Origin of the sequence: Staphylococcus borealis, assembly GCF_001224225.1 — a bacterium.
In the GTDB taxonomy this organism is placed as follows: domain Bacteria; phylum Bacillota; class Bacilli; order Staphylococcales; family Staphylococcaceae; genus Staphylococcus; species Staphylococcus borealis.
In genome coordinates this window covers 16,690-43,530 of sequence record NZ_CUEE01000004.1, presented here as the reverse complement: position 1 = coordinate 43,530, position 26,841 = coordinate 16,690, and the positions used below count along the sequence as shown (strand labels likewise).

At 33.1% G+C, this 26,841-nt stretch carries 27 protein-coding genes; 20 read left to right on the top strand and 7 right to left on the bottom strand.

Going from position 1 to position 26,841, the window contains the following annotated elements:
* The 3 genes from AK212_RS05890 to opp4C are packed head-to-tail and all read left to right on the top strand — an operon-like array spanning nt 1 to nt 2,867.
* Nucleotides 1-975, top strand: a complete 975-nt coding sequence (locus AK212_RS05890; RefSeq protein ID WP_053029719.1) for an ABC transporter ATP-binding protein — start codon at nt 1-3, stop codon at nt 973-975.
* Nucleotides 972-1,934 (top strand): oligopeptide ABC transporter permease, encoded by a 963-nt coding sequence (gene opp4B, locus AK212_RS05885; RefSeq protein WP_053029715.1) that lies wholly within the window; start codon nt 972-974, stop codon nt 1,932-1,934. Before AK212_RS05890 ends, opp4B begins: the two co-directional genes overlap by 4 nt.
* A gap of 24 nt (nt 1,935-1,958) precedes the next feature.
* Nucleotides 1,959-2,867: an oligopeptide ABC transporter permease gene (gene opp4C / locus AK212_RS05880; RefSeq protein ID WP_154392020.1), complete on the top strand. Its 909-nt coding sequence runs from the start codon at nt 1,959-1,961 to the stop codon at nt 2,865-2,867.
* Between the two features lie 54 nt (nt 2,868-2,921).
* Here the strand turns inward: opp4C and trpS are convergent, their stop codons facing one another.
* The gene (gene trpS / locus AK212_RS05875) at nt 2,922-3,911 is read right to left on the bottom strand and encodes a tryptophan--tRNA ligase (RefSeq protein ID WP_053029711.1); all 990 of its coding nucleotides are present in this window, start codon (nt 3,909-3,911) and stop codon (nt 2,922-2,924) included.
* A gap of 288 nt (nt 3,912-4,199) precedes the next feature.
* On the opposite strand from trpS, the gene spxA reads away from it, so the two are divergent.
* The 6 genes from spxA (at nt 4,200) to AK212_RS05845 (ending at nt 9,970) form a co-directional block, all read left to right on the top strand.
* Complete coding sequence (spxA, locus tag AK212_RS05870) at nt 4,200-4,595, top strand: transcriptional regulator SpxA (RefSeq protein ID WP_011276230.1); 396 nt, start codon at nt 4,200-4,202, stop codon at nt 4,593-4,595.
* Nucleotides 4,596-4,921: 326 nt separating this feature from the next.
* Nucleotides 4,922-5,641 (top strand): adaptor protein MecA, encoded by a 720-nt coding sequence (gene mecA / locus AK212_RS05865; protein ID WP_053029709.1) that lies wholly within the window; start codon nt 4,922-4,924, stop codon nt 5,639-5,641.
* Between the two features lie 103 nt (nt 5,642-5,744).
* Nucleotides 5,745-6,704, top strand: a complete 960-nt coding sequence (locus AK212_RS05860; protein WP_053029707.1) for a competence protein CoiA — start codon at nt 5,745-5,747, stop codon at nt 6,702-6,704.
* Between the two features lie 64 nt (nt 6,705-6,768).
* Nucleotides 6,769-8,577 carry an oligoendopeptidase F gene (pepF, locus tag AK212_RS05855; protein ID WP_053029706.1) on the top strand — a complete coding sequence of 603 codons (1,809 nt, stop codon included), beginning with the start codon at nt 6,769-6,771 and terminating at the stop codon, nt 8,575-8,577.
* Nucleotides 8,578-8,929: 352 nt separating this feature from the next.
* A complete protein-coding gene (locus AK212_RS05850; protein WP_053029704.1) occupies nt 8,930-9,307 on the top strand; it encodes a hypothetical protein in 378 nt (125 codons plus the stop codon).
* A 15-nt stretch (nt 9,308-9,322) separates the two neighbouring features.
* Nucleotides 9,323-9,970, top strand: a complete 648-nt coding sequence (locus AK212_RS05845) for a hypothetical protein (protein ID WP_053029702.1) — start codon at nt 9,323-9,325, stop codon at nt 9,968-9,970.
* 61 nt (nt 9,971-10,031) lie between these two features.
* Here the strand turns inward: AK212_RS05845 and yjbH are convergent, their stop codons facing one another.
* The 3 genes from yjbH to AK212_RS05830 form a co-directional block, all read right to left on the bottom strand.
* Nucleotides 10,032-10,829, bottom strand: coding sequence for a protease adaptor protein YjbH (yjbH, locus tag AK212_RS05840; RefSeq protein ID WP_053029700.1), 798 nt, complete (start codon nt 10,827-10,829; stop codon nt 10,032-10,034).
* Nucleotides 10,830-10,852: 23 nt separating this feature from the next.
* Complete coding sequence (locus AK212_RS05835) at nt 10,853-11,218, bottom strand: truncated hemoglobin YjbI (RefSeq protein ID WP_053030005.1); 366 nt, start codon at nt 11,216-11,218, stop codon at nt 10,853-10,855.
* Between the two features lie 87 nt (nt 11,219-11,305).
* A complete protein-coding gene (locus AK212_RS05830; RefSeq protein WP_053029697.1) occupies nt 11,306-11,887 on the bottom strand; it encodes a CYTH domain-containing protein in 582 nt (193 codons plus the stop codon).
* 245 nt (nt 11,888-12,132) lie between these two features.
* Between AK212_RS05830 and AK212_RS05825 the strand changes: the two genes are divergently transcribed.
* The 7 genes from AK212_RS05825 to fabI all read left to right on the top strand — a co-directional run bounded on the left by AK212_RS05825 (nt 12,133) and on the right by fabI (nt 19,045).
* The gene (locus AK212_RS05825; protein WP_053029695.1) at nt 12,133-12,480 is read left to right on the top strand and encodes a UPF0738 family protein; all 348 of its coding nucleotides are present in this window, start codon (nt 12,133-12,135) and stop codon (nt 12,478-12,480) included.
* Nucleotides 12,481-12,496: 16 nt separating this feature from the next.
* Nucleotides 12,497-13,126, top strand: coding sequence for a GTP diphosphokinase (yjbM, locus tag AK212_RS05820; RefSeq protein WP_011276222.1), 630 nt, complete (start codon nt 12,497-12,499; stop codon nt 13,124-13,126).
* A gap of 12 nt (nt 13,127-13,138) precedes the next feature.
* On the top strand, nt 13,139-13,948 hold the full coding sequence (locus AK212_RS05815; RefSeq protein WP_053029692.1) for an NAD kinase: 810 nt from the start codon (nt 13,139-13,141) through the stop codon (nt 13,946-13,948).
* Nucleotides 13,945-14,808, top strand: coding sequence for an RluA family pseudouridine synthase (locus tag AK212_RS05810; protein ID WP_053029690.1), 864 nt, complete (start codon nt 13,945-13,947; stop codon nt 14,806-14,808). The genes AK212_RS05815 and AK212_RS05810 overlap by 4 nt, the downstream gene beginning before the upstream one ends.
* 21 nt (nt 14,809-14,829) lie before the next feature.
* A complete protein-coding gene (gene mgtE, locus AK212_RS05805) occupies nt 14,830-16,215 on the top strand; it encodes a magnesium transporter (protein WP_053029688.1) in 1,386 nt (461 codons plus the stop codon).
* A gap of 9 nt (nt 16,216-16,224) precedes the next feature.
* A complete protein-coding gene (locus AK212_RS05800; RefSeq protein WP_053029686.1) occupies nt 16,225-18,069 on the top strand; it encodes a monovalent cation:proton antiporter family protein in 1,845 nt (614 codons plus the stop codon).
* A 205-nt stretch (nt 18,070-18,274) separates the two neighbouring features.
* Complete coding sequence (fabI, locus tag AK212_RS05795; protein WP_053029684.1) at nt 18,275-19,045, top strand: enoyl-ACP reductase FabI; 771 nt, start codon at nt 18,275-18,277, stop codon at nt 19,043-19,045.
* A 141-nt stretch (nt 19,046-19,186) separates the two neighbouring features.
* On the opposite strand, the gene cozEa is transcribed toward fabI, so the two are convergent.
* Nucleotides 19,187-20,272: a lipoteichoic acid biosynthesis protein CozEa gene (gene cozEa, locus AK212_RS05790; RefSeq protein ID WP_053029682.1), complete on the bottom strand. Its 1,086-nt coding sequence runs from the start codon at nt 20,270-20,272 to the stop codon at nt 19,187-19,189.
* Nucleotides 20,273-20,845: 573 nt separating this feature from the next.
* Between cozEa and AK212_RS05785 the strand changes: the two genes are divergently transcribed.
* Nucleotides 20,846-21,607 carry an esterase family protein gene (locus AK212_RS05785; protein WP_053029680.1) on the top strand — a complete coding sequence of 254 codons (762 nt, stop codon included), beginning with the start codon at nt 20,846-20,848 and terminating at the stop codon, nt 21,605-21,607.
* Between the two features lie 178 nt (nt 21,608-21,785).
* A complete protein-coding gene (locus tag AK212_RS05780) occupies nt 21,786-22,295 on the top strand; it encodes a YjcG family protein (protein WP_053029679.1) in 510 nt (169 codons plus the stop codon).
* A 76-nt stretch (nt 22,296-22,371) separates the two neighbouring features.
* On the opposite strand, the gene ltaA is transcribed toward AK212_RS05780, so the two are convergent.
* A complete protein-coding gene (gene ltaA, locus AK212_RS05775; RefSeq protein ID WP_053030004.1) occupies nt 22,372-23,568 on the bottom strand; it encodes a lipoteichoic acid biosynthesis MFS flippase LtaA in 1,197 nt (398 codons plus the stop codon).
* Nucleotides 23,546-24,721: a diglucosyl diacylglycerol synthase gene (locus AK212_RS05770; protein WP_053029677.1), complete on the bottom strand. Its 1,176-nt coding sequence runs from the start codon at nt 24,719-24,721 to the stop codon at nt 23,546-23,548. Before AK212_RS05770 ends, ltaA begins: the two co-directional genes overlap by 23 nt.
* 391 nt (nt 24,722-25,112) lie before the next feature.
* On the opposite strand from AK212_RS05770, the gene AK212_RS05765 reads away from it, so the two are divergent.
* Both AK212_RS05765 and AK212_RS05760 read left to right on the top strand, forming a co-directional pair.
* Entirely contained in the window at nt 25,113-26,597 is a 1,485-nt protein-coding gene (locus tag AK212_RS05765) for a UDP-N-acetylmuramoyl-L-alanyl-D-glutamate--L-lysine ligase (RefSeq protein ID WP_053029676.1), read from the top strand.
* A complete protein-coding gene (locus tag AK212_RS05760) occupies nt 26,587-26,838 on the top strand; it encodes a YueH family protein (RefSeq protein ID WP_053029674.1) in 252 nt (83 codons plus the stop codon). Before AK212_RS05765 ends, AK212_RS05760 begins: the two co-directional genes overlap by 11 nt.
* Nucleotides 26,839-26,841: the final 3 nt, after the last annotated feature.

The window sequence follows — 26,841 nt, the reverse complement described above, 5'->3', positions numbered from 1 at the left end:
ATGGATAACATCTTAGAAATACAGAATTTAAAAACATATTATCCTATTAAATCAGGCCTTTTTAAACCAACGCAATACGTTAAAGCAGTAGATGATATTTCTTTTACAATTAAAAAAGGACAAACATTTGGTTTAGTAGGAGAATCAGGATGTGGTAAGTCAACACTTGGAAAATCTATCGTTCGATTAGAAAATATAACATCGGGTGAAATTAAAATTAATGATGTTGATATTACGCAATTAAATGGAAAAAAATTACGAGAAGCGCGTAAAAATTTTCAAATGATATTTCAAGACCCCTATGCTTCGTTAAATCCAATGCAAATGGTTGGAGATATCATAGGCGAACCGTTACAAAATTATCATGTAGTTGATAAAAAGAAACTTAAAGATGAAGTAATGTATTTATTAAACTGCGTAGGGATGAGTGAGGATACGTATTACAAATATGCGCACCAATTTTCAGGGGGACAAAGACAGAGAATAGGTATAGCTAGAGCGTTAGCAATTAGACCAAAACTTATTGTGGCTGATGAACCTGTGAGTGCTTTAGATGTATCTGTTCAGTCTCAAGTATTAAATCTTATGAAAGATCTACAAAAAGAATTTAATTTAAGCTATTTATTTATAGCTCATGATTTGAGTGTAGTGAAACATATTAGTGATGTGATAGGTGTTATGTACTTAGGACATATGGTGGAAATCGCAGATAGCACTGAGTTATATAGAAATCCACAACACCCTTATACTAAGGCTTTAATTTCGTCTATACCCCAATTTAATCAGGCTAAGGGAAATAGAATTATTTTGAAGGGAGAATTACCATCTCCAAGTAATCCACCTAAAGGATGCCCATTCCACACTAGATGTCCGATTGCACAAGATAAATGTCGCGAGCAAAGACCGAAGCTAGAAGAAATAAAATCACAACATCATGTTGCTTGCTTCTTTACTGAAAGGGTGAATGCTAAATGATAAAACTCATCTTAAAACGATTTCTTTTAATGATACCATTATTGTTTTTGATATCAATCGTGGTATTTAGCTTAGCAATAATTCAACCAGGTGATCCTTTTAGTGGACAATACAACCCTCATGTTAAGCAAGAGGCAATTGCCGCTCAAAGAGAAAAACTAGGTCTCAATGATTCTATACCAACGCAATATGTCAGATGGATTGGAAATGTAGCACATGGTCATTTAGGAGAATCTATTAAATATAAGCGACCAGTATTTGATTTAATTATCGAACGCTTGCCTAATACAATATTGCTTGGTGTTGTATCTCTAATAATTACATATATATTATCGTTTATTCTAGGAATTGTTTCAGGAAGATATGCATATTCAATAGGAGACTATACTATTCAAGTTTTTAACTACGTTATGTTGGCTATTCCTTCATTTATTGCGGGTGTATTTGCAATTTATCTATTTGCATTTCAATTCCCGATATTTCCTTTTCAAGGGTCAGTCAATATTAATCTTCAAGAAGGAAGTTTTGCATACTATTTGAGTAAGCTCTATCATACGATTTTACCTGCTTTAACGTTGGGATTATTATCAACTGCCGGTTATATTCAGTATTTAAGAAACGATATTATTGATAATGCTAATAAAGACTATGTTTTAACTGCTAAAGCAAAAGGTTTATCAATGAATAAAATTTATAATAAACATATTTTACGTAACTCATTAATTCCAATCATTACGTTTTTAGGAGCTGATATTGTAAGTATCTTAGGCGGTGCGGTTATTACTGAAACAATTTTTTCTTTTAATGGTATTGGTAAATTGTTTTTAGAATCAGTAACTGGGCAAGATTATCCATTAATGATGGCGTTAACGTTATTCTTTTCATTTTTGGGGTTATTTGGAAATCTTATATCTGATATAACTTATAATTTTGTCGATCCTAGAATTCGTAGTAATTAAAATGAGAAGAGGTAAAGGTAAATGATGACCAAACGACGTAATCACTTAAAAACTGTAAAAAAAGCATCTTCACCTATAAAGATTGCCTTACACAAATTTGCCAAGAATAAAATTGCTATGGCATCATTAGTATTTTTAATTTTAGTAGCCATTATATCAATTATTGCACCATTATTAGCACCGTTGCCTATTAATCAGCAAGATTTATTAAATATCAAAGGTGACATGACTTCTCAAAATATATTAGGAACCGACTCCGGAGGTAGAGATAATTTCAGTAGATTATTATTTGCGGGAAGAATGTCGTTGACAATTGGATTAGTTTCTACGATTGGTATGCTGATAATTGGGATAGCAATAGGTGTCATATCAGGTTATTTTGGAGGCATACTTGATACCCTATTAATGCGTGTCACTGAATTTGTAATGCTTTTTCCGTTTTTAATTTTCGCAATCGTTTTAAATGCTGCGCTTGGTGATAAAATTAAAAATCCATACGGCTCAGCGATTATTTTAGTAGCAGTTATTATCGTTCTTAGTTGGGGAGGTATTGCTAGGTTAGTACGTGGGAAAGTCATGCAAGAGAAAGAAAATGAATATTTCTTAGCAGCGAAATCGATTGGTACGCCCACACATAAAATTATTTTAAAGCATTTATTACCTAATATTTTAAGTGTAGTTATTGTGCAAGCAACTTTAACATTTGCAGGAATGATTGTAGTAGAATCTGGTTTGAGCTTTTTAGGATTTGGGATTAGTAAATCCATTCCTTCATGGGGGAACATGTTAAGTGATGCACAAGAAGGCGACATTATTAGTTCTAAGCCCTGGATATGGATGCCCCCCGCACTAATGATTATGTTTACAATACTAAGCATTAACTTTGTTGGTGAGGGACTCAAAGATGCATTTAACCCTAAAGGAAGAAAATAACTAAAAATAGGTAATAAAAAAGTGAGATGAGTTAAGTCATCTCACTTTTTATTATTATCGTTTACGTCCTAGTCCCATAGCGCGTTCCATTTTTTTCAATGTTTTGAATGAGGCTTTTTGAGCTTTATCGCGACCATGATCTAGTATTTCATCTAATTTGTCTGAATGATAAAATTCATCATATTTCTTTTGGAAATCAATTAAGAAATCTTTGACGATTTCTGATAAGTCGGTTTTGAATTTTCCGTATCCTTCATTTTCATATTTAGCTTCTAAATCTTTAATAGATTCATTTGTTAGGCTAGAGTAGATTGTTAATAAATTTGATATACCTGGTTTGTTATCTCGATCAAATTTAATAATGCCATCTGAATCTGTTACAGCACTTTTAATCTTCTTAGCAGCCACGTTAGGTTCATCTAGTAATGAAATAAAGTTTTTTTGATTGTCATCACTTTTACTCATTTTCTTAGTTGGGTCTTGTAAACTCATTACACGGCCACCTACTTTAGGCATGCGAATTTCTGGCTTAACTAAAACGTCATTATAACGACTATTAAAGCGTTCAACTAAGTTTCGAGTTAATTCCATATGTTGTTTTTGGTCTTCACCAACTGGAACAATGTTAGTATTGTAAATAACAATATCTGCAGCCATTAACGGTGGGTAAGTTAGTAACCCAGCTGGAATACCATCAGTTCGCTTTTGAGCTTTATCTTTATATTGAGTCATACGTTCAAGTTCACCCACACTTGAGATTGTTGTGAGCATCCAACCAGCTTGTACGTGTGCTGGTACTTCAGATTGTATAAATAAGGTCGCTTTTTCCGGGTTGATTCCTGATGCTAAATAAATAGCTGCAAGTTGACGTATTTGTTTACGCAATTTGATTTTATCTTGCGGCACTGTGATAGCATGTTGGTCAACAATGCAAAAATAACAATCGTAATCATTTTGTACATCAGCAAATTGTTTCAATGCGCCAATATAATTACCAATTGTGGGTATGCCACTAGGTTGAATTCCTGAAAATAATGTCTCCATATTAGATGCCTACTTTCTTAGTTTTAATTCATATTATTTAAATTATAACAGTATTTCTTTAAAATGTAAGTTATGTTAGTATGTAGTTATACGTTAATTCTAAGCCTTTAAAGTTAGGTTTTTAGAAAATTTAAGATTTCTCAGAAAAATTAGGATTTTCTCATTTAATTTTAATGTTAGATAGTTATACTTACATTGTAAGGTTAAGAGGACTAAATAAACGATTATTTCTTAATCAATAAATTTAAAAATAATGAATAATATTCATTCAATAGGAGAGTGAGATGTATGGTAACATTATTTACTTCACCAAGTTGCACATCTTGCCGTAAAGCGAAAGCATGGTTACAAGAACATGACATTCCATATACGGAGCGTAACATTTTTTCTGAACATTTAACAATTGATGAAATCAAACAAATTTTAAAAATGACTGAAGACGGAACTGACGAAATTATTTCTACTCGTTCTAAAACATATCAAAAATTAAACGTTGATATTGATTCTTTACCATTACAAGATCTTTATGCAATCATCCAAGATAATCCTGGACTTTTACGTCGTCCAATTATTTTAGATGAAAAACGTTTACAAGTTGGTTATAACGAAGATGAAATTAGACGTTTCTTACCTAGAAAGGTTCGTACTTTCCAATTACAAGAAGCGCAACGTCTTGTAGATTAATTCTAAAATTTAATTGAAGATTATAATATTATGAAGAGGCTAGGCATAAATAATATAATGCAGCTATTTTGCAATTTCGCAGTAGCTGACTGAACTGAGAAGGCGCTTGAATCAAGCTTTTCTCAGTTCTAGACATCCTTGCGGGGGTGGGACGACGAATTTAAAAGAATTCTGTTCCACTCCCTTTTTGTAACTTTAAAAGGGAATATGTTAATATATATAACGATTATAAAATAGTTAAATTTAATCAAACAAATAAATTGTAATTTCCACCACGTTCTAATACAATATGGTTACTATTCATCGACTGTAAGGAGTGAGATGATATGAGAATAGAACGCGTTGATGACACAACAGTCAAATTATTTATAACTTATAGTGATATTGAAGCTAGAGGATTTAGTCGTGAAGATTTATGGACGAACCGTAAAAGAGGCGAAGAATTCTTCTGGTCAATGATGGATGAAATCAATGAAGAAGAGGACTTCGTAGTTGAAGGTCCACTTTGGATACAAGTACATGCCTTCGAAAAAGGTGTGGAAGTTACGATTTCTAAATCTAAAAATGAAGATGCCATGCATATGTCAGATGAAGATGCGAATGAACAATTTGAAGAACAGGTTAATGAATTACTTGCAAATACATTGGAAAATGAAGACAGTATTGAAAACTTATTCGAACAAAGAGCGCAACAAAAACAAGCGCATAAATCTGAACAAAAGCAAACGAAACAACGATCTAATATTAGAACAGTTATTGTTAAATTCGATGATTTAGAACAAGTGATAAGTTATGCTTATCATCATAATTTATCAACTGATGAATTTGAAGATTTATTATATATGAATGATAATAAATATTATTATGCTGTTCACTTTGATGAAACAGTGAGTCAAGAGACTATTAATGATAGTTATAGTCAAATGTTAGAATTTGCATATCCAACGGATAAAACTGAAGTGTATTTAAACGATTATGCTAAGATTATTATGAGTCATAACGTTACTGCACAAGTCCGTCGTTATTTCCCAGATACGGTTGAATAATGAAACGTTTTTACCGAGGCAATGAATATTGCTTCGGTTTTTTTTGTGTTGAGAAGTAAAATCACCATCTCAAACGTTTAATCTTATGAGGTGAGTGAAATTTATGTTAATGGCTATAAATCAACATGGCGAGCAAGTATATGCGCATCGTGCAAAGCAACAAGACAGTTATTTTTGTCCGCATTGTAGAACACAACTATTGCTAAAACGTGGCACAAAGAAAATGCCGCATTTCGCGCATAAAGTGGATAGCGTAAGTTATTGTGCGAAGCAAGAATCGGAACAACATTACTTTGTAAAGTGCTTCATTGCGAAGATGTTATCACAACAGCATTATCACGTTCAAATTGAGCCTTATTGCCCGACGATACAACAATTCCCAGATATACTAGTCAACTTAAAATTTGTCATTGAAATTCAATTTTCTAGAATAAGTATAGAAGAAATCTTAGAACGAACAAAGGGGTTTAAACAACTGAATATGGAAGTCATTTGGTTGCTTAAAGATTGTCGATATCATAGAGGAAGGCTATATCTCAATTCATTTCAAGCACATTTTATACATCCAATTAACAGGTGTTTATATGTATGGAATCATGAGAACAAGCGCATTGTTTTATATAGTCAAATTCAGCATATTGGTGGCAAACAATTTATCGCAAAACAAACAGTAATTGAAATCAATGAATTAGTGAATCAGATTAATATAATGTCTCCACCATATCAACACATTTTCAAGTTAACGAAATCTGAAATACATCATTACTTGAATCAATGTAGAAGGCAAAATTCTGTCCTTGAGCCTTCTTTAAGTGCAATGTATCAATTAAGGTTGTCAGATGAAGCTGTTTATCGTAACTTCGGATACATATTCCCTTATCAACTTTACATTGAGAATCATCCAGTTCAGTGGCAATTACAATTGGAATTATTGAATCAACAAGAACGTGATGTGCATCAGTGTTTAAAAGACTTTCTTAAATTTAGACAGATGTACCTTAACACTATTTCTATGGATCATGTTGTCTCAGAACTCATTAATCATTACAGAAAATATAGTTAAAACGTGCAATTCAAAGGGAATAATGAGAAAATTATACCATTAGTTATTATAGGAGGTTTACTATATGAGTCAACAATTAACAAGAGAAGAGCAAGAACGTAAATATCCAAATGATACGTGGGATTTAACAACAATTTTTGAGAGTGATGAAGCTTTCGAAGCCGCATTAAAAGAGGTTGAAGGTTATCTAGGTAAAGAAGAACAATTTAAAGGACACTTAGGTGATAGCTCGGAAACGTTATATAATGCGTTATCATTAGAAGATGAAATTAGTACTAAACTTGAAAAAGTATATGTTTATGCACATTTAAAACAAGACCAAGACACATCAAATGATAAATATACTGGTTTTGAATCACGTGCGCATCAACTTATCATTAAAATAAGTTCAGCATGGAGTTTCTTAGTACCTGAAATACTTCAAATTGATGAAGATAAATTACAATCTTTTATTAATGAGAATAATGATTTAAAACGTTATGAATTTGACTTGAAATTGATTAACGAAAAACGACCACACATTTTAGATGCAGAACAAGAAAGATTATTAACTGAAGCACAAGATGCATTGTCTACACCAAGTAATGTATATGGTATGTTCAGTAATGCTGATCTAGAATTTGAAGATGCGGTCGATAAAAATGGTGAGAAACATCCATTAACGCAAGGCACTTTTATTAAATATTTAGAATCAGATGATCGAGTATTACGTCAATCTGCATATAATAATTTATATAAAGCATATGGTGCTTACAATAATACTCTAGGATCAACTTTAGCAGGCGAAGTTAAGAAGAATGTGTTTAATGCTCGAACACATAACTATAAAACAGCTCGTGAGCGTGCGTTAAGTAATAATCATATACCAGAAGAAGTTTATGATAATTTAGTAAAAACTGTGCATAAATATTTACCATTATTGCACAGATATACGAAATTAAGAAAAGAATTATTAGACGTTGACGACTTAAAAATGTACGATTTATATACGCCAATGGTTAAGGACGTTAAATTTGAAATGCCTTATGAAGAAGCGAAAGAATGGATGCTTAAAGCGTTAGAGCCAATGGGTGAAACATATCTTAATGTTGTTAAAGAAGGTTTAAATAATCGTTGGGTAGATGTATATGAGAATAAAGGTAAACGTTCAGGTGGTTACTCATCTGGTGCGCACTTAACTAATCCGTTTATTCTATTAAACTGGTCAGATACTGTCTCTGACTTATATACACTAATTCATGAGTTTGGTCATTCAGCACATAGTTATTTCAGTCGTAAATATCAACCATCAAATTCTAGTGACTATTCAATCTTTGTTGCTGAAGTTGCATCAACTTGTAACGAAGCGTTATTAAGTGATTATATGGATAAACATTTAGATGATGAACGTCGTTTATTATTATTAAATCAAGAACTTGAAAGATTCAGAGCGACTTTATTCCGTCAAACAATGTTTGCAGAATTTGAACATAAAATTCATCAAATTGAAGAAGCGGGTGAACCATTGACGGCAACACGTATGAATGAGGAATATGCTAAATTGAATCAACAATATTTTGGTGATGTTGTTGAAACAGATGACAATATTAGCAAAGAATGGTCACGTATTCCTCACTTCTATATGAACTATTATGTATATCAATATGCAACAGGTTATAGTGCCGCACAAAGTTTAAGTCATCAAATTCTTACTGAGGGTAAACCAGCTGTAGATAGATATATTAATGAATTCTTGAAAAAAGGAAGTTCTAATTACCCAATTGAAATTCTGAAAAATGCAGGTGTGGATATGACATCTCCAGAACCTATTGAGCAAGCTTGTGAAGTTTTTGAGCAAAAATTAGATGCGTTTGAAAAGTTAATGAAAGCTTAAAATAACTGTATACGTTTACAATATGGCAAGTTTGTGACAATTTAAAAATAAAGGGACTTTATTATTGAAACACCTATTTTAGCGTGTTATATTATGGACATGAAATTAATCACATAACAAACATACCCCTTTGTTTGAAGTGAAAAATTTCTCCCATCCCCTTTGTTTAGCGTCGTGTAATCAGACACGGCGTTTTTTTTTATACTTTTTTAATAACCATCTCAGTTTATTATCTCTTATTTTATAAATAGTTTTATTCCCTTTTCTATTACATGATGATTTTTAATATTAATTTGTTAAAATTAAGTCGTGATTTAATTTTATATTTAATCAATTTGAAAGGGGAGTATCAATGAAAAAATTTACTTTGTTATTGTCTATGATTTGCTTAACAATCGTTTTAGCTGCTTGTGACGATGGGGAACAAAAGGAACCATCAAATGACAGTAAGAAATCAGAAAAATTTGAGTATGTATATTACGAAGTCTTAAATGATGGTGATGAAGATTCGCCTAATGTTGAAATTAAATATAATGATAAAGAAAAGCACCCACATATTGAACGCACAAGTTTAGATCATGTTTATGAACATATATTAAGCGATGGTAATGAAAAACCTTACATCATTAAAGATGGTAAAAATATACATGTCTATCGACCACCGTATATGACTTATGGCGATGATGATGTAGAAGGAAAAGTAATTTCAAAAGATCAAGTAACTAAATAGGAGGGCGACGACTTAGTGAACAAAATATTAAAGTTGATAAGTTGCATTTGTATTGTGAGCTTACTTTATATGTTTGAAATGACGCATCATCAGTTACATGCTACAACTTCAAATGGTGGCACATCAAGTAGTTCATCGTCTTCAAGTTCAAGCAGTGCATCTTCAAGTAGTGCAGCAACTAGAACGACATCGTCTTCAAGTTCATCTATGAATCGCTCTAGTGCAGTTAACGCTTCTCGTGCATCAAGACTGTCTAGCCAACGTGCTGCAGCGCAAGCGTCTAAAACGAGTAATATAGCTCATAATACTAATGTTAAAAATTCATATCATTCAAGTCGCTACAATCATCAAACACGTGCACTTTTAAATCCTAATTACAAATATAGTCCATATGCTTCTGTACCATCACAATTTATGGCAACAAACTTCTATAACAATTGGCTATTTTATTATATGATTGCTAATTCATCTCAAGAACATAAACACAGCGTTAACTATCAAATGAATATGTTAAAACACCAAATGAAAGCTAAAGAGACATTATATACAGTGACTATTAAGACAAAGCAAGGAGATAGAGTTGTTGTGTTGCCAAAGCATCAATTTGATAAGCTTCAAAAAGGAAGTAATGTGAAAATAAAAAATGGGGTTGTACAACCTTAAGTAAGTTAAACGAAAAAAAACAACCAATCAAAGCGACTCTGCAATGATTGGTTGTTTTTAATTAAATTCTAGGCATTTTTGATTGCCAAAAATCGCCTTCAGGATATTGAAGTTTTTCAACTTTTTGTTGTAATGCCAATTTTTTTAGTTCTTTGGTCAATAACTTTTCGGGCCACTCGTAAATGGTTAATAATTCTTCCATAGTGACAAGTTGTTTCTTTTGAATATATTCCTCAATTTTTGGTGGAAGATTTTTCTCAATTGGGGTACCCATTAATTCGTTAATGATGTAAGTATATATATGATATGGATACAATCCTTCGACTTTGAGTCCTTCCTCATGAACATCTTCACTGAAAAATACAAGTGAAGGTGCCTGTTCAATTTCCATTTCTCGAGCAATGTGTAAATCTATTTTTAAACTTTCAGTTAGTTTGCGCTTTTGTAGATCTTCTTTAAATTCATTGTAATCTAAACCTGCGTTGATGATACAGTCACAAATCATCTCTTCCGTAATAATATCCTTCTTAGGGATGATTTCATTTTGCATTAAATGTATAAAACGCTCTGCTCTTAAACGCCCTTGTAATTCAGCGGCTTTATAAGCTAAGGCGATATTATCAAAATCAGAGGTACTTTGAGCTTGGCACTTAGTAAGTACTTTCAATGAAGGGTTTAGAATATGTCTGATACGGATATATTGATTATATTCAATTCTTAATTTAGAAATAATCGCTGATAATTTAAAGCAATCTGCATTAAACGGATCGAAAAATGAATAAATTTCAATTTTATTTACAGGTGACAGATTAGCATCTTCACGACTTTTATTGTCTACGATTTTTAGTTCTTCAGCCATGTTTTACTCACCTTCAATTATATTTAGGAATTTACCATGTGATTTGCGGTTAGACGTAATCGTTCATATAAGTAATCTCCGACGCCAGCTGGAAATTGCGCATCGGTTATTGCAATATGCATATTTTCTAACCATGCATCTCTTTCGTAAGTTGTTATTTTAAATTCCATGTGTCTCTTTTTTAACATCGGATGTCCGTGTTCTTCAGTATATAGGTTTGGTCCACCAAGAAATTGAGTGAGAAATTGTTTTTGTTTTCTACTCGTTTCGGCAAAATCCCCAGGAAACAAATGATTGATTCTATCATCTTTTTCGACTAAAGAATAGAAATGATCAATCATATTGTAGAGTGCTGTTTCACCTATAATATCGTATGGCGTTTTAGACATAATATCACCAATTTCCATTAATATATTACTAATATAACATGAATTTTTACATTTAAAAGTAATTTGACTTTTTACAATGACGTTTGATTAGTTCTCAATTTGGTTCTTGTAGTCGAAGAAACGTTGTACTTTATTTTTCGGTACAGTGTGTTCAAGATTAAATTCATTTAATAGCTTATTAAATTTCTGCAAGCCACTGTTATAATCATTAACTTCAAATTCTAATTCATAATCAACCTTGTCGAAATAATCACTTTTATCTAATACTAATAATTCGTCTTGATAGGTTGTTTCCAGACGCGCTGTTGTTAGTGCACCTAATATAGTGAGTTCATTGTCATTAACACCATATGATTCGATAATGTCTCGAATATCATGTGGTAATGTGTGCGTGGATATCACATCACCAGTGTTTGGGTGATACGTCACCATATGATTGTATTCCATTAAACCTACTTTGGCTGGTACTTTTAAGGTCATTTCGTATGTATCATTTTTAACGCGAATACGTAATGCTGACTTATGATTACGTAATGTGAAACTTGGCGTATCAATATAATAGTTTGTTTGAGTAAAAGGTTCTTTATGTTCAAAAAATGCATGCTTAAATTTATCGTATACGTCTTTATTTAGTAATTGTTTGAATTCAATTTCATTATTTGTAGCCATAACTTGCACCTCGTAATCCATTTATTGTAATACATTATGACTGAGTTGTATCAAAATTTAAAGTAATTAAAGTTGTGTGAAATAAGTAAATATGAGCAAAAAAGTATAGATTATAAAATGATGCGTCTAAAGGCGACGTAACGGCGTTAATTGAACAGGACTAAACGATTAATAAGTGCATTTCAAACGTGTGTTATGCAGTTGAATTATGTTAAACTAGTAAAGAATAATAAGGAGGAACAAGCATGCGTATTTATGTAAATGAAATTAAAATTAAAGACGATGGCATTTATTGCTACTCAGAAGATCCAACTGATGGGTTAGTAGAAGTAGGGCAAATGCTTGTTGATAGTGATAATTATGGATTTGCCTACTTATTAGATGATGGACATTCGTATGATTACTTGATTTTCGTTCAAGAAACATGGTCCATGTTGCATGAGAATAGAGGCAAGAAATTAATTGTAAACGATGAATTGGAATTAGAACATTTTCAAGAGGAATTAGATTATATCCTTGAGAATGTTGAAGGAAATAATAACTATGGTAAGGAGTTTGTTTCAGCTGTTGAAGAAACTTTTGACCTAAAGTGAAGCGGAGTGAAACAATATGAATCAATGGGATCAATTTTTAACACCATATAAACAAGCCGTTGATGAGTTAAAGGTAAAATTAAAAGGTTTGCGTAAGCAATATGAAGTTGGAGAAGATGCTTCACCCATTGAATTCGTTACTGGTCGAGTAAAACCAATTACGAGTATTATTGATAAGGCGAATAAAAGGGGTATACCATTTGATCGACTGCGTGAAGAGATGTATGATATTGCCGGTCTAAGAATGATGTGTCAATTTGTGGATGATATTGACGTTGTGGTTAATATGCTTAGACAGCGCCAGGATTTCAAGGTAATTGAAGAACGTGACTATATTAATAATACGAAACAAAGTGGTTATCGTTCATATCATGTGATTATTGAGTATCCGATTGAAACGCTAAATGGTCAGAAAGCTATTTTAGCGGAAATCCAAATTCGAACATTAGCGATGAATTTCTGGGCTACAATCGAACATACACTTAGATATAAATATGACGGTGATTATCCAGCAGAAATTCAGCATCGTCTTGAACGTGCAGCAGAAGCGGCATATCTTCTAGACGAGGAAATGTCTGAGATTAAAGATGAAATTCAAGAAGCACAGAAATATTATTCTCAAAAACGTGCAAAAAAACATGACTAATGAGGTGTGGGGATGCGTTATACAATCTTGTCAAAAGGTGATTCGAAATCCAATGCATTAAAGCATAAAATGATAAATCATATGAAAGACTTCCATATGGTAGAAGATGCCGTTAATCCAGAAATAGTGATTTCGGTAGGTGGAGATGGAACGTTGCTCCAAGCTTTTCACCAATATAGTCATATGTTGTCACAGGTGGCGTTTGTCGGTGTACATACAGGCCATTTAGGATTTTATGCTGATTGGTTGCCTCATGAAGTGGAAAAATTAATTATCGAAATTAATAATTCTGAATTTCAAGTCATTGAATATCCATTGTTAGAAATTATTGTGAGATACAATGATAATGGTTATGAAACACGTTATTTAGCTTTAAATGAAGCAACGATGAAGACTGAAAATGGATCGACACTCGTTGTGGATGTAGGTATTCGTGGGAAACAATTTGAGCGTTTTAGAGGTGATGGATTATGTATTTCAACACCATCAGGTTCTACTGCCTATAATAAAGCATTAGGTGGTGCGTTAATACATCCTTCACTTGATGCTATGCAAATCGCTGAAATTGCTTCTATCAATAATAGAGTATTTAGAACAGTGGGGTCACCACTTGTTTTGCCTAAGCATCATACATGCTTAATCACACCAGTTAATCACGACACGATACTTACCACAATTGATCATGTGAGTTTAAAACATAAAAATGTCAATGGTATCCAATTTAGAGTAGCGAACGAGAAAGTTCGATTTGCTAGATTTAGACCATTCCCATTCTGGAAAAGGGTACATGATTCATTTATAGAGAGTGAAGATGGTCGATGAAATTTGTATATAAGATTCAGCATAATGAACTGCTTAAGTCTTTTTTACAGCGTCATCAATACTCTAAAAAGACAATTAGCGCCATTAAACTTAATGGCGCTTTAATTATTAATAATAAGCATGTCACCGTTAGGAAAATGATGATGCCGGGTGATGAATTAACCATTGAGTTGCCTGAAGAAATACCTAGTGCGTATTTAATACCTTCCGATAACCCTGTTGAAGTGCTATATGAAGACGATTATTTAATTATTGTTTCTAAACCGCATCATTTAAATAGTACACCATCAAGAGAACATCCACATGATAGTTTGATAGAACGCGTATTGTACTATTTGAATGATGGACAATTTACGCATTCGGTGATTGTACCGCATATTGTTACACGTTTAGATCGTAATACCCGTGGCATTGTTGTATTTGCTAAGTATGGGCATATCCATCATTTAATGTCGACGATGGCTCTAGAAAAACGATATATGTGCGTGTGTTATGGTCAAACGCCAATCGACGGTGTGATAGAAGCGCCAATTGCAAGAGATAGTCAAAGTATTATCACTAGGAAGGTAGGTCATTTGGGGAAATACGCTAAAACATCGTATAAAGCGATTGCGCATAAACCTAATGCGAGCCTATGTGAAATTAAGTTGCATACCGGGCGTACACACCAAATACGCGTTCACTTTAATTATATTGGGCATCCACTTGTAGGCGATGATTTATATGAAGGAAGTCATCCTACAATTCATACGCAATCTTTACAATGTTATAAAGTGACATTTATACATCCGATTTATAATAAAGAGATTGAGATAGAGATAGATTATAAATGGCTAGACAAGATATATACAGAATTATAATAAGATTTGGAGGTGCTGACGTTGTCATTAGAAACAGAAAATAATGACTATAACAATGAGGAAGTCTATAACCAAAATTTGTTAGACGAGTTATTAATACAAGATGATATTGATCGTTTTAGAGAAGAATTTCTAGCAATGCATGAATATGAACAAAGTGAATACTTTGAAGATACAACGAATGAGAACAGACAAAAAATATTTGAATTTTTATCACCACAAGAAGTTGGGGAATTCTTTGAACAATTAGAGATTGATGATGAAGCATATGAGGACCTCTTTGATACGATGAATGCGCATTATGCGAGTAAAGTATTAGAAGAAATGTCTTCCGATAATGCTGTAGATATTTTAAATGAGCTGTCAAAACCGAAAGTAGCTAGCTTGTTAACATTAATGAACCGTGAAGATGCAAATGAAATTAAGCATCTATTACATTACGAAGAAGATACAGCCGGCGGTATTATGACGACGGAATATATTTCGCTTGATGTGAATACACCGGTTAAAGAAGCATTAATGTTAGTAAAAGAACAAGCACCAGATGCCGAAACAATTTATGTTATTTTTGCCGTAAATACGGACGGACAATTAGTTGGTGTATTATCTTTAAGAGATTTAATCGTGGCAGAAAATGATGCTTACATTGAAGATATCATGAGTGAACGTGTCATTAGTGTTAATGTAGCTGATGACCAAGAAGATGTAGCACAAAAGATGAGAGATTATGACTTTATCGCTATGCCAGTTATTGATTATCAACAACATTTATTAGGTATTATTACAATCGATGATATTTTAGATGTCATGGATGAAGAAGCGAGTGAAGACTACTCACGTTTAGCCGGGGTATCTGATATCGACTCTACGAATGATTCTGTTGTCAAAACCGCGACTAAACGACTACCTTGGTTAATCATACTTACATTTTTAGGAATGATTACTGCCACAATATTAGGAAGTTTTGAATCAACATTATCACAAGTTGCGTTGTTAGCAGCATTTATACCAATTATTAGTGGTATGTCTGGGAACTCTGGTACGCAATCATTAGCGGTGTCTGTACGTAATATTTCAACTGGAGAAATTGATGAGCAAAGTAAATTTAAGGTTGCTTTAAGAGAAGCGGGAAGTGGCTTACTATCAGGATTAGTGTGTGCCACTGTCTTATTTATTATCATCGTTGTCATTTATAGACAACCATTTTTAGCTTTAATTGTAGGGGGCAGTCTGACTATTGCGATGACAGTTGGTACATTAGTTGGTTCTATGATTCCATTGTTTATGAATAAATTGAATATTGATCCAGCTGTAGCCAGTGGACCATTTATTACAACGATAAATGATATTGTAAGTATGTTAATTTACTTTGGTTTAGCAACAACATTCATGTCATATTTAACATAGGGGGACAAAATGGAGTTTTTTTCACTAGTTATTGTAGTTCTAGCAGCTTTTTTAACACCAATTATTATCAATAGGCTGAACATCAATTTTTTACCAGTTGTCGTAGCTGAAATTATAATGGGGATTATTATTGGTCAGTCTTTTTTAAATTTAGTACATAAAGATAGTATGCTGAACATATTATCAACTTTAGGGTTTATCTTTTTAATGTTTTTAAGTGGGCTAGAAATTGACTTTAGTACGTTTAAAAAGGATAAAAGAAATCGACAAGGTACTAATAAGCATGAAAAGAATGTACCAAGTCATCTTAACTTAGCCTTAACTGTGTTTGCTTTTATCATGATTATTTCTGTTATATTAGCGTACGCGTTCAAATGGTTAGGGCTAGTAGATGATGTCTTGTTAATGATCATTATTATATCAACGATATCACTAGGTGTTGTCGTACCGACATTGAAAGAAATGAATATCATGCGTACGACCATTGGTCAATTTATATTGTTAGTGGCCGTATTAGCCGATTTAGTGACAATGGTACTGTTAACTATATATGGTGGTATCAATGGTAGTGGTAATGGTTCTGTATGGCTTTCAGCAATTCTGCTTGTCTTTACGGCCATTTTCTATATATTAGGTGTTGTATTTAAGCGTATGAAATTTTTACACCGTTTAATTGGTGGCACAACACAAATTGGTATCAGAGCAATATTTGCCCTTATCATTCTTTTAGTCGCACTTGCTGAAGGGGTCGGCGCTGAATACATACTAGGCGCATTCTTAGCTGGCGTCGTTGTATCTTTACTGAAACCAGACGAAGAATTAGTGCATACGCTCGATTCATTTGGATATGGGTTCTTTATTCCAATCTTCTTTATTATGGTGGGTGTTGATTTAAATATTCCGTCATTAATTAAAGAACCATCACTATTATTAATCATTCCAGTATTAATTATCGCTTTTATTATTTCGAAATTAATTCCAGTTTTCTTTATTCGACGATGGTTTGACAGCAAGACAACAATAGCATCAGCATTTTTATTAACGTCAACACTATCATTAGTCATTGCCTCTGCTAAAATTGCAGAACAATTAAATACGATATCTTCTGAAATGTCAGGCATACTTATTTTAAGTGCGATTATTACTTGTGTGTTTGTACCAATTATTTTCAAGAAAATGTTTCCAATTCCGGATGAGGCTAATCGCAAAATTGATATTGCTTTAATAGGTAAGAATCAGTTGACGATTCCAATTGTGCAAAATTTATCACCACATCTTTATAACGTGACATTATATTATCGTAAAGATTTAGGAGATAAACGTAATTTATCGGATCATATAACTGTGGTTGAAATCGCACACTATGAGGAACACCTCTTAGAAAGATTAGGATTATTCAATCAAGATATTGTAGTTTGTTCTGCTAATGATGATAGTCTTAACCGAGAAGTCGCTAAATTAGCTAAAGCACATGATGTTAAGCGCGTTATTTGTCGATTAGAAAACAGTAATGAAGATGAAGAAATGAAAGGTGAAGGTATTGAAGTATTCAGTAACTTCATTAGTAATAAAATCTTCTTACAAGGCTTAATCGAAACACCAAATATGTTGAACATTTTAAGCAATGTGGAAACATCATTATATGAAATTGAAATGTTAAATCATCAATATGAAAATATTCAGTTACGTAATTTCCCATTTGGCGGTGACATTATCTTTGTACGAATTATCCGTAACAATGAATCCATCGTCCCTCATGGTGATACACAATTAAGGTATAAAGATAGACTTATCGTAACGGGCTCGAAAGAGTACGTTGATGAATTAAAATCAGATTTAGAGTTTTATTATTGATTTACGAAAATCAAAAACAAACGTGAGGGAGTGGGACAGAGAATTTAAAAAGAATTCTATCCCACTCTCTCATTATATGACCAGGTAATAATATCACTTTATAATTATGAAGCAAAAATGGTAGAATAATAATGTTAGATTAGTCTTCATTGTTAATACAGTGAGATTAAGATATAAAAAATCGATGATTAAGGAGTTATTTCGAATGATTAACCTTGAAAATAAAACCTTCGTAATTATGGGTATTGCTAATAAACGTAGTATCGGATTTGGTGTTGCAAAGGTATTAGATCAATTAGGGGCTAAACTTGTTTTCACGTATCGTAAAGACCGTAGCCGCAAAGAATTAGAAAAATTATTAGAACAATTAAATCAAGAAGATCCTAAACTATATCAAATTGATGTTCAAAAAGATGAAGATGTAGTCAATGGTTTCGCGAAAATTGGCGAAGAAGTAGGCAATATTGATGGTGTATATCATTCTATCGCTTTTGCTAATATCGAAGATTTACGTGGCCGTTTCTCAGAAACATCAAGAGAAGGTTTCTTACTTGCTCAAGATATCAGCTCTTATTCATTAACAATTGTTGCACATGAAGCGAAGAAATTAATGCCAAATGGTGGTAGTATTGTTGCAACAACATATCTTGGTGGCGAATTTGCTGTTCAAAACTATAACGTTATGGGCGTAGCGAAAGCAAGTTTAGAAGCGAATGTGAAATATTTAGCCTATGATTTAGGTCCAGATAATATTCGTGTTAATGCTATCTCTGCAGGTCCAATTCGTACATTAAGTGCTAAAGGTGTCGGTGGCTTCAATACAATCCTTAAAGAAATTGAAGAACGTGCACCATTAAGACGAAATGTAGATCAAGAAGAAGTAGGTAAAACAGCTGCTTATTTATTAAGTGATTTCTCAAGCGGTGTGACTGGAGAGAACATTCACGTAGATAGTGGTTTCCACGCAATAAAATAATGAATACATTTAATATGGGAGCGGGACAACGAATTTATTTTAAATTCTGTCCCGTTCTCTTTTTTTCTAAAAAAGGGAGTAGATTTGAATTCGTAATAAATTCAAACCTACTCCTAAAATATATTATACATTTGTATCAAATTAATCTTTGACGTCGCTATTCGCTTTATCAATAATACGTTGACGATATTTAAAGACATTGCTTGCGAGGGTCTTAAGTACTGCATAAAGAGGGACGGCAATTAAAATAAGTGTAAAGCCACCTAAATCTCCTGCAGCTAAAATAACTACAATGATAGTAAGTGGGTGAATACTCAAAGATTTACCCATAACATTCGGCGTAATGACGTTACCTTCAAGTTGTTGCGCGATTAATGTCACCACACAAACCCAAATAAATGTAGTAGGGCCATCAATAATACCTAGTATGCCTGCAGGTGCAAAAGATAACCATGGTCCTAAGAAAGGAATTAAGTTAGCTACACCGGCAAATAGTACTAATAAAGGTGTGTAAGGTAAGCCTATAATTGTATAACCAATATATAAAATAACCCCTAGGATAACACTTACTGTCACTTGTCCTTGAATGTATGATTTTAAAGTGAAGTTTAAATCTTTCATTAAATCGACTACAAATACTTTACGCTCTCCTTTGAAAAATTTAGCAAGCGCAGGAATAAATTTTTCATGATCTTTTAACATGTAAATTAAGAAGAACGGGACCATGATAAGTAAGAAGACAGTTGAAATAAATGACGTAATGTAAGAGAATGAGTTGGCTAAAATACCTGTCAAACTGTCACTCATTGATTTAACGGCTGAATTAATTCTATCTGTTACGTCACTTGGAAGTTTATCCATTTGAGTAAGTGAGAAATTAACAATCTGTTCAGCCTCTTTTTGTAATGATGGTGCCGCTTTAATTAAGCTGTTCACATTCGAAATAATGATTGGTGCTATAAATGCGACAACGATTGCAATGATAGCAATTAAACCAATAAAGATGGTTGTAATACTTGCCCAACGTGGGAATCCCCACTTTTCAAGAATATTTTGAAAAGGTAAGCAGATATAAAATAAAAATCCGCTAATCATAAATGGAAGAAACACAGAACCAATAATGGTTACAATAGGTGCAAAAACGCTTTGTACTTCCATAAACAATTTAATTAGCACGAACAAGATAATTAGGGCAATACCTGTTCGAAACCAAACTTTGTTAAGCATATGCTTACGTCCTCCTATTTTCATTTGTTCACTATTTATTAAGTATATATCAATTAAGACATGTTAAAAAGGGAAATTTTAACTTCAAGAAATACACAGAAATGCATCACACCTAAATTTAGATACGTAAACCAAACCTTCAACAAACCTAAAACAACACCACAACTTTCAAATTAAAATACGGTGGGGCCCCAGCACAGAGAATTTCGCAAAGAAATTCCACAAGCAAAGCAAGCTGGGGTGGGCCCCAGCACAGAGAATTTCACAAAGAAATTCCACAAGCAAAGCAAGCTAGGGTGGGCCCCAGCACAGAGAATTTCACAAAGAAATTCCACAAGCAAAGCAAGCTGGGGTGGGCCCCAGCACAGAGAATTTCGCAAAGAAATTCCACAAGCAAAGCAAGATAGGGAAAAGGAGGTCCTAGCCTATCCGTATTAAATCGTCTTCTTTCCCTAATAACTATGATTAAATTACCAAATTTCATGAATATGAAACATTTGTTTTTTTCAGAGATTTAAAAGTCATCGTGAACTTGATACAATGAGTATATTCTATTTAGGGGGCGTCAATGTCATGTCGAATTTTAAAGCAGGCAAAATTAATAAACATATCTTACATAGTCATATCTTAGAAAGAGATGTTACATTATCAGTATATTTGCCTGAAGATTATTCTGAACTATTCAAATATCAAGTCATTATTTGTTTTGACGGGTTAGATTTTTTAAGATTTGGAAGACTTCAACGTGAATATGAACGTTTAAGAAGAGAGGATGAAATTCAACGCGCAATTATTGTCGGTTTCCATTATGAAGATGTTGATAAGCGTCGAGAAGAGTTTCATCCACAAGGAAGTAGAAGTCAGAAGACGATACAAGCCGTAGGTAAAGAGTTACTACCATTTATTGATCATACGTTTCCAACCTATAAAGTAGGAAACGCCAGAATTTTAATGGGAGATAGTCTTGCAGGCAGTATAGCACTATTAACTGCATTAACGTATCCAACCATATTCAGTCAAATTGCAATGCTTAGTCCACATTCAGATGCTACAGTTATAGATAAATTTAATCATTGCTTACAGTATAATGAATTATCTATTTGGCATGCGATAGGGTTAGAAGAGGAAGATTTTGCTTTACCAACAACGGGAGAACGTGCGAACTTTTTAACACCAAATAGAGCGCTTGCAGATGTGATTAAAGATAAGGGTGTGACCTACCATTATTTAGAGTTTGAAGGCGGGCATAATTGGAAATCTTGGAAGCCATTATTACCAGATGTACTAACGTATTTTCTTGGTGATGAAGTAACGGCACCATCAGATGAAGTTTAATTCGTTTTATTAGGAAAAGGGGAATCAGGGTACAGTGTCGGGTTGTAAAATGATTTATTGATGATACGAATTGAAATATTTAATTATTGTAAACCTTTTCAAAAAATTCTGCTAACTAATAACGTAAAATATAGAATTTTGCTATAATGGTAATATGTTAAACAAAGGAGGAATTTAAATGAATATAGGATTAGCATTAATTCCGTCAAAATCATTTCAAGATGAAGTGAACGGTTATCGTAAACGTTATGATACTGAATATGCACGTATCATGCCTCATATCACGATCAAGTCACACTTTGAAATCAATGATGATGAATTAGATTCAGTAAAAGAAGAAGTTAAAAAAAGATTAGAAGGTTTTAAACCAGTTGAAGTACATGCAACAAAAGCTTCAAGTTTTAAACCAACTAACAATGTGATTTATTTTAAAGTTGCTAAAACTGACGAATTAGAACAGCTTTTCAATTTATTTAATACTGAAGATTTTCATGGTGAAGCGGAGCATCCATTTGTACCGCACTTTACAATTGCTCAAGGTTTAACAAGCCAAGAATTTGAAGATATATTTGGTCAAGTAGAATTAGTAGGGGTAGACCTTAAAGAAAATATTGAAGAACTTTCATTGTTACGCTATGACGAGGATGAAGATAAATGGAAAGTGATTGATACTTTCAAATTAGCGTAATTGTAAATAATAAGTAAAATAAAATCTAGTTAATGTACATTGTTTGCACGTTAACTAGATTTTTTAGTGTTTTATATTATATACGATTTACTTTGCCTCGGCGCTTAATAAAATAAATGCCGTAGAAAATAGCCAATATTAAAAAGATCGCGGCAGAAAAGTAAAATGTATTACTTAGCCCGTTAGAAAATTGAGCGATTAAACCACCAAATAAAGGACCAATCATAGAGCCAAAGCCTTGAACGCTGTTAAAGACGCCCCAAGTTTCCTCTTGTTCAGCGGGGTCAATTTGTCCTGCCATAAATGTATTCCATGCTGGTAATAATATGCCATACATTAATCCTATAAATATTGCTACGATCCATACGACAACAATATTGGTTACTAGTGATAAACCGAAGATAAATGCTGTAAATAGTAAAAAGCCTACAAAAATAACGGCATACATAAATCCTTTACTATTTTTATCGATAATCTTAGATAAAAATAGCATTGAAATCGCACAACCTGCGCCACCGATAGCAATGGCAACGGTATACTCAATTGTACTAACACCAACTACCTTTGTCGCATATGTTGGTAGTATAGGTAACAACGCTGAGATAGATGCACCTTGTAACAAAATGCCCGGGAATAATACCAAATGGCGCTTCATAACGTTGACAATTTGTCCTAATTGTTCACTCACAGGTTTCGTATTATAATTTGTTAATTTAACGTCAACAAAATAATACAACACCCATGCAATAACTACGACGAGTGACATCATAAATGCAAATCGAGTTGGATGTATTTTAACTAATACATTCATAAACGCCCAACCAACAAGTAAACCTAACAACCAAGAAAAGTAGACATAACCCATTTGTTTACCACGCTGTGCTTCTTCTACACTTGATAACATGATGACCCATATAGGGCTAACTGCGATACCTAGCATGATTGCACTAATAATGATTACTATAGGGTTAGCTGGAAACCAAATGACTAAGAATAAACTCATAAAAGCTAATAAAAATCCTAGGGTTAATACTAGCTTAGTACCAAATTTTTTTAAGAGGAATCCAATGACAAAATTTGTTGCTGCATCGGATATAAAGTGAATTGATAATGCTGCTGATGTTACTGCTACTGCAATCGAAGTAACGGTTGGTAAGTAATTAACGTAACTTAATACATACATCCCTCTTGCAAATTCCATTAAGAATAAAATAACGAGCATTATCTTAAAGTTGTTACTAATTCCTTTACTACTTAACGAAGAATTTGGCATACAAAGGTACCTTTCCGTAAATTTCCTGTTGCTGTGATGAACTGTCCAGGATATTTAGTAAATCGGTACATAATCTATAGGTTGAATGATCAACTTTTTCTTCAGTCATTTTATTAGTCATTGCTTGTAATCGTTCTTCATGATTAGTTAAGTCAGAAACAATTTCGATAGCTTCCTCAGGTGTGTTTGCAATTTTTCCGTATGATTTATCTTGGAAATACAATGCGTTTTCAAGTTCTTGACCTGGCGCTGGATTTAAAAATATCATTGGTAAACTACGTGTTAAACCTTCAGAAATTGTAATCCCACCTGGTTTTGTAATCATAAGTTGACTTGAAGCCATCCATTCATTCATATGTTTGGTATAACCTAGAATGAGTACGTTATCATATGACTTAAATTGTGCTTCTAAAGTACGTTTTAGTGCTTTACTACGTCCGCAAATCATCACGATTTGTGATTGAGGACTCTTCTTCAGGATACTATCAATCATATAGTCAAATCCTTTAGAAACGCCAAATGCGCCTGCAGACATTAAAATAGTTGGTTTATCAGGATTTAAATGATGCTTTTGTAACCAAACTACTTTATCGATATCAGATTCGAACTTATCAGAAATTGGTATGCCAGTTACTTTGATATCAGAAGCTGGAATACCTGCATTGATAAAATCACGCTTAGTATCTTCAGTAGCGACATAATATCGATGAGAATTAGGCGTTATCCAGTTTTTTTGCAAACGATAATCTGTCATAACCGTTGCAATTGGAATGTTCATGTTAAATTGCTCAGTCAACACTGACATTACTGGTGTAGGGAACGTCAATAAGATTAAGTCTGGCTTTTCTTTAAGCAGCAAATTGATCAATTTATTTAATCCATAATATTTATAAAAACATTTATCTAACTCATCAGGGCGACTATAATAAAAGTTCTTATACATATTTCTAAAATATTTAAAGCTATTGATATACCATTTTTTGCAAATAGAAGTTAAAATTGGATGTGCTTCCATAAACAAGTCATGCTCAATAACTGAAAGGTGAGACAAGTTCATTTCGTTAAGTTGATCAACAACACTTTGAGTCACCTGTAAATGTCCGTTTCCAAATGAGCCGGTAATAATCAATATCTTTTTATTTTGAGTAACCATTAATAGTCACCCTCCATTAATTTAAATTTAAAATACGCATTAACGTATTTAATGCGAACTGCAATAGCATTAAATACGGATACTCAGTTATCGTATTATATTTATATCCTTTATTAACAGTATAAATTTCATTTATAGTGCATTATAGCATACTAACGAAGTTAACATCATCTTTATATCACTATCCTAGCACTAATATATTTAAATGTATTGAATTGTAGTGATATATATAGGAAATTTTAAAATAATTAACGCTTAATTAATAATTTCTTCACTTTATTGATTCATATATTGAGTGTGAGGTTAAAACTAATATTTTAATGATTATAAATTTATCAACAACTTCAAAACGTGTATAATAAACTTATTGTAAAAAAAGGAGCGATACATTTTGAATGCGAATGAGTTGTTCGAAAAAATACGAGTAAAACAAGTAATAGGTACTTTAGATATAAATGTTACAGATATCACTACAGATTCACGTACCGCAAGTGAAGGAAGTATATTCGTCGCATCAAAAGGTTACACGGTAGATAGCCATAGATTTTGTCAGAATGTTGTAGATCAAGGCGCAAAAGTCATTGTAGTTAATCAACAACAAGACATTAGCGGGAACGTAACGCAAGTTATTGTACCAGATACATTAAGAGTTGCTAGCTTATTAGCGCATACACTATATGACTATCCGAGCCATCAATTAACGACAATTGGTGTAACAGGGACAAATGGTAAAACTTCAATTGCTACGATGATCCATCTTATTTATAGAGGATTAGGCAAAGGTAGTGCATATTTAGGAACGAATGGTTTCCAAATCAACGAATATAAAACTAAAGGTGCAAACACGACACCAGAAACAGTCTCTTTGACTAAAAAGATTAAACAAGCTGTCGATGAAGATGCGGAAGTTATGACTATGGAAGTATCTAGCCACGGCTTATCATTAGGAAGATTAAGAGGCGTTGAATTTGATGTAGCGGTATTCTCTAATTTGACACAAGATCATTTAGATTTCCATGGCACAATGGAAGCTTACGGTCACGCTAAATCATTATTATTTAGTCAATTAGGAGAAGATTTATCGAAAGAGAAGTATGCCATTGTCAACAATGATGACGCATTCTCTGAGTACTTGGCGTCAGTGACACCATATGAAATTTTTACGTATGGTATAGATCACGATGCGCAATTTATGGCTACCAATATTCAAGAATCTTTACAAGGTGTTCAGTTTGATTTTGTTACACCTATTGGTACTTATAATGTTAAAACCCCATATGTAGGTAAATTTAATATTTCAAATATCATGGCTGCCATGATTGCTGTTTGGAGTAAGGGTACGTCAATGGAAGATATTGTTAAGGTGGTTGAAACTTTAGAGCCAGTTGAAGGTCGTTTAGAAGTGCTTGATCCATCGTTACCGATAGATTTAATTATTGACTATGCACATACAGCGGATGGAATGAATAAATTAATAGATGCTGTGAAACCTTTCGTAAAACAGAAATTAATCTTTTTAATTGGTATGGCTGGAGAACGTGACTTAACTAAGACACCTGAAATGGGTGCAGTAGCATGTAGGGCAGATTATGTTATATTCACACCAGATAATCCAGCTAATGATGATCCTAAAATGTTGACAGCTGAACTCGCTAAAGGTGCCACACATGATCATTACATTGAATTTGAGGACAGAGCTGAAGGTATTAGACACGCCATTGATGTGGCCGAACCAGGAGATACAGTCGTATTAGCTTCTAAAGGAAGAGAACCATATCAAATCATGCCTGGACATGTTAAGGTACCTCATAGAGATGATTTAATTGGACTGGAAGCAGCATACAAGAAATTTGGCGGTGGCTCTGGTGAACATTAAACAATTAACTATTAATGGTGAAATTGTTAATGCATATCTATGTATTATTGAAGCAACAGAGCAAATCATGATAGCTATACCTGATGTATTGTGGTCAATAGAACTAGATGTACATATGGATAGTGACGACATTAAAGAAGAATTAATAATGCAACTATTTGCATTTGTAGATGAAGAAGCAGCGATACATATTGCTTCAAATTTAACAAAATGGATTGCGAATGATTTTAAAGGAGATTAATAG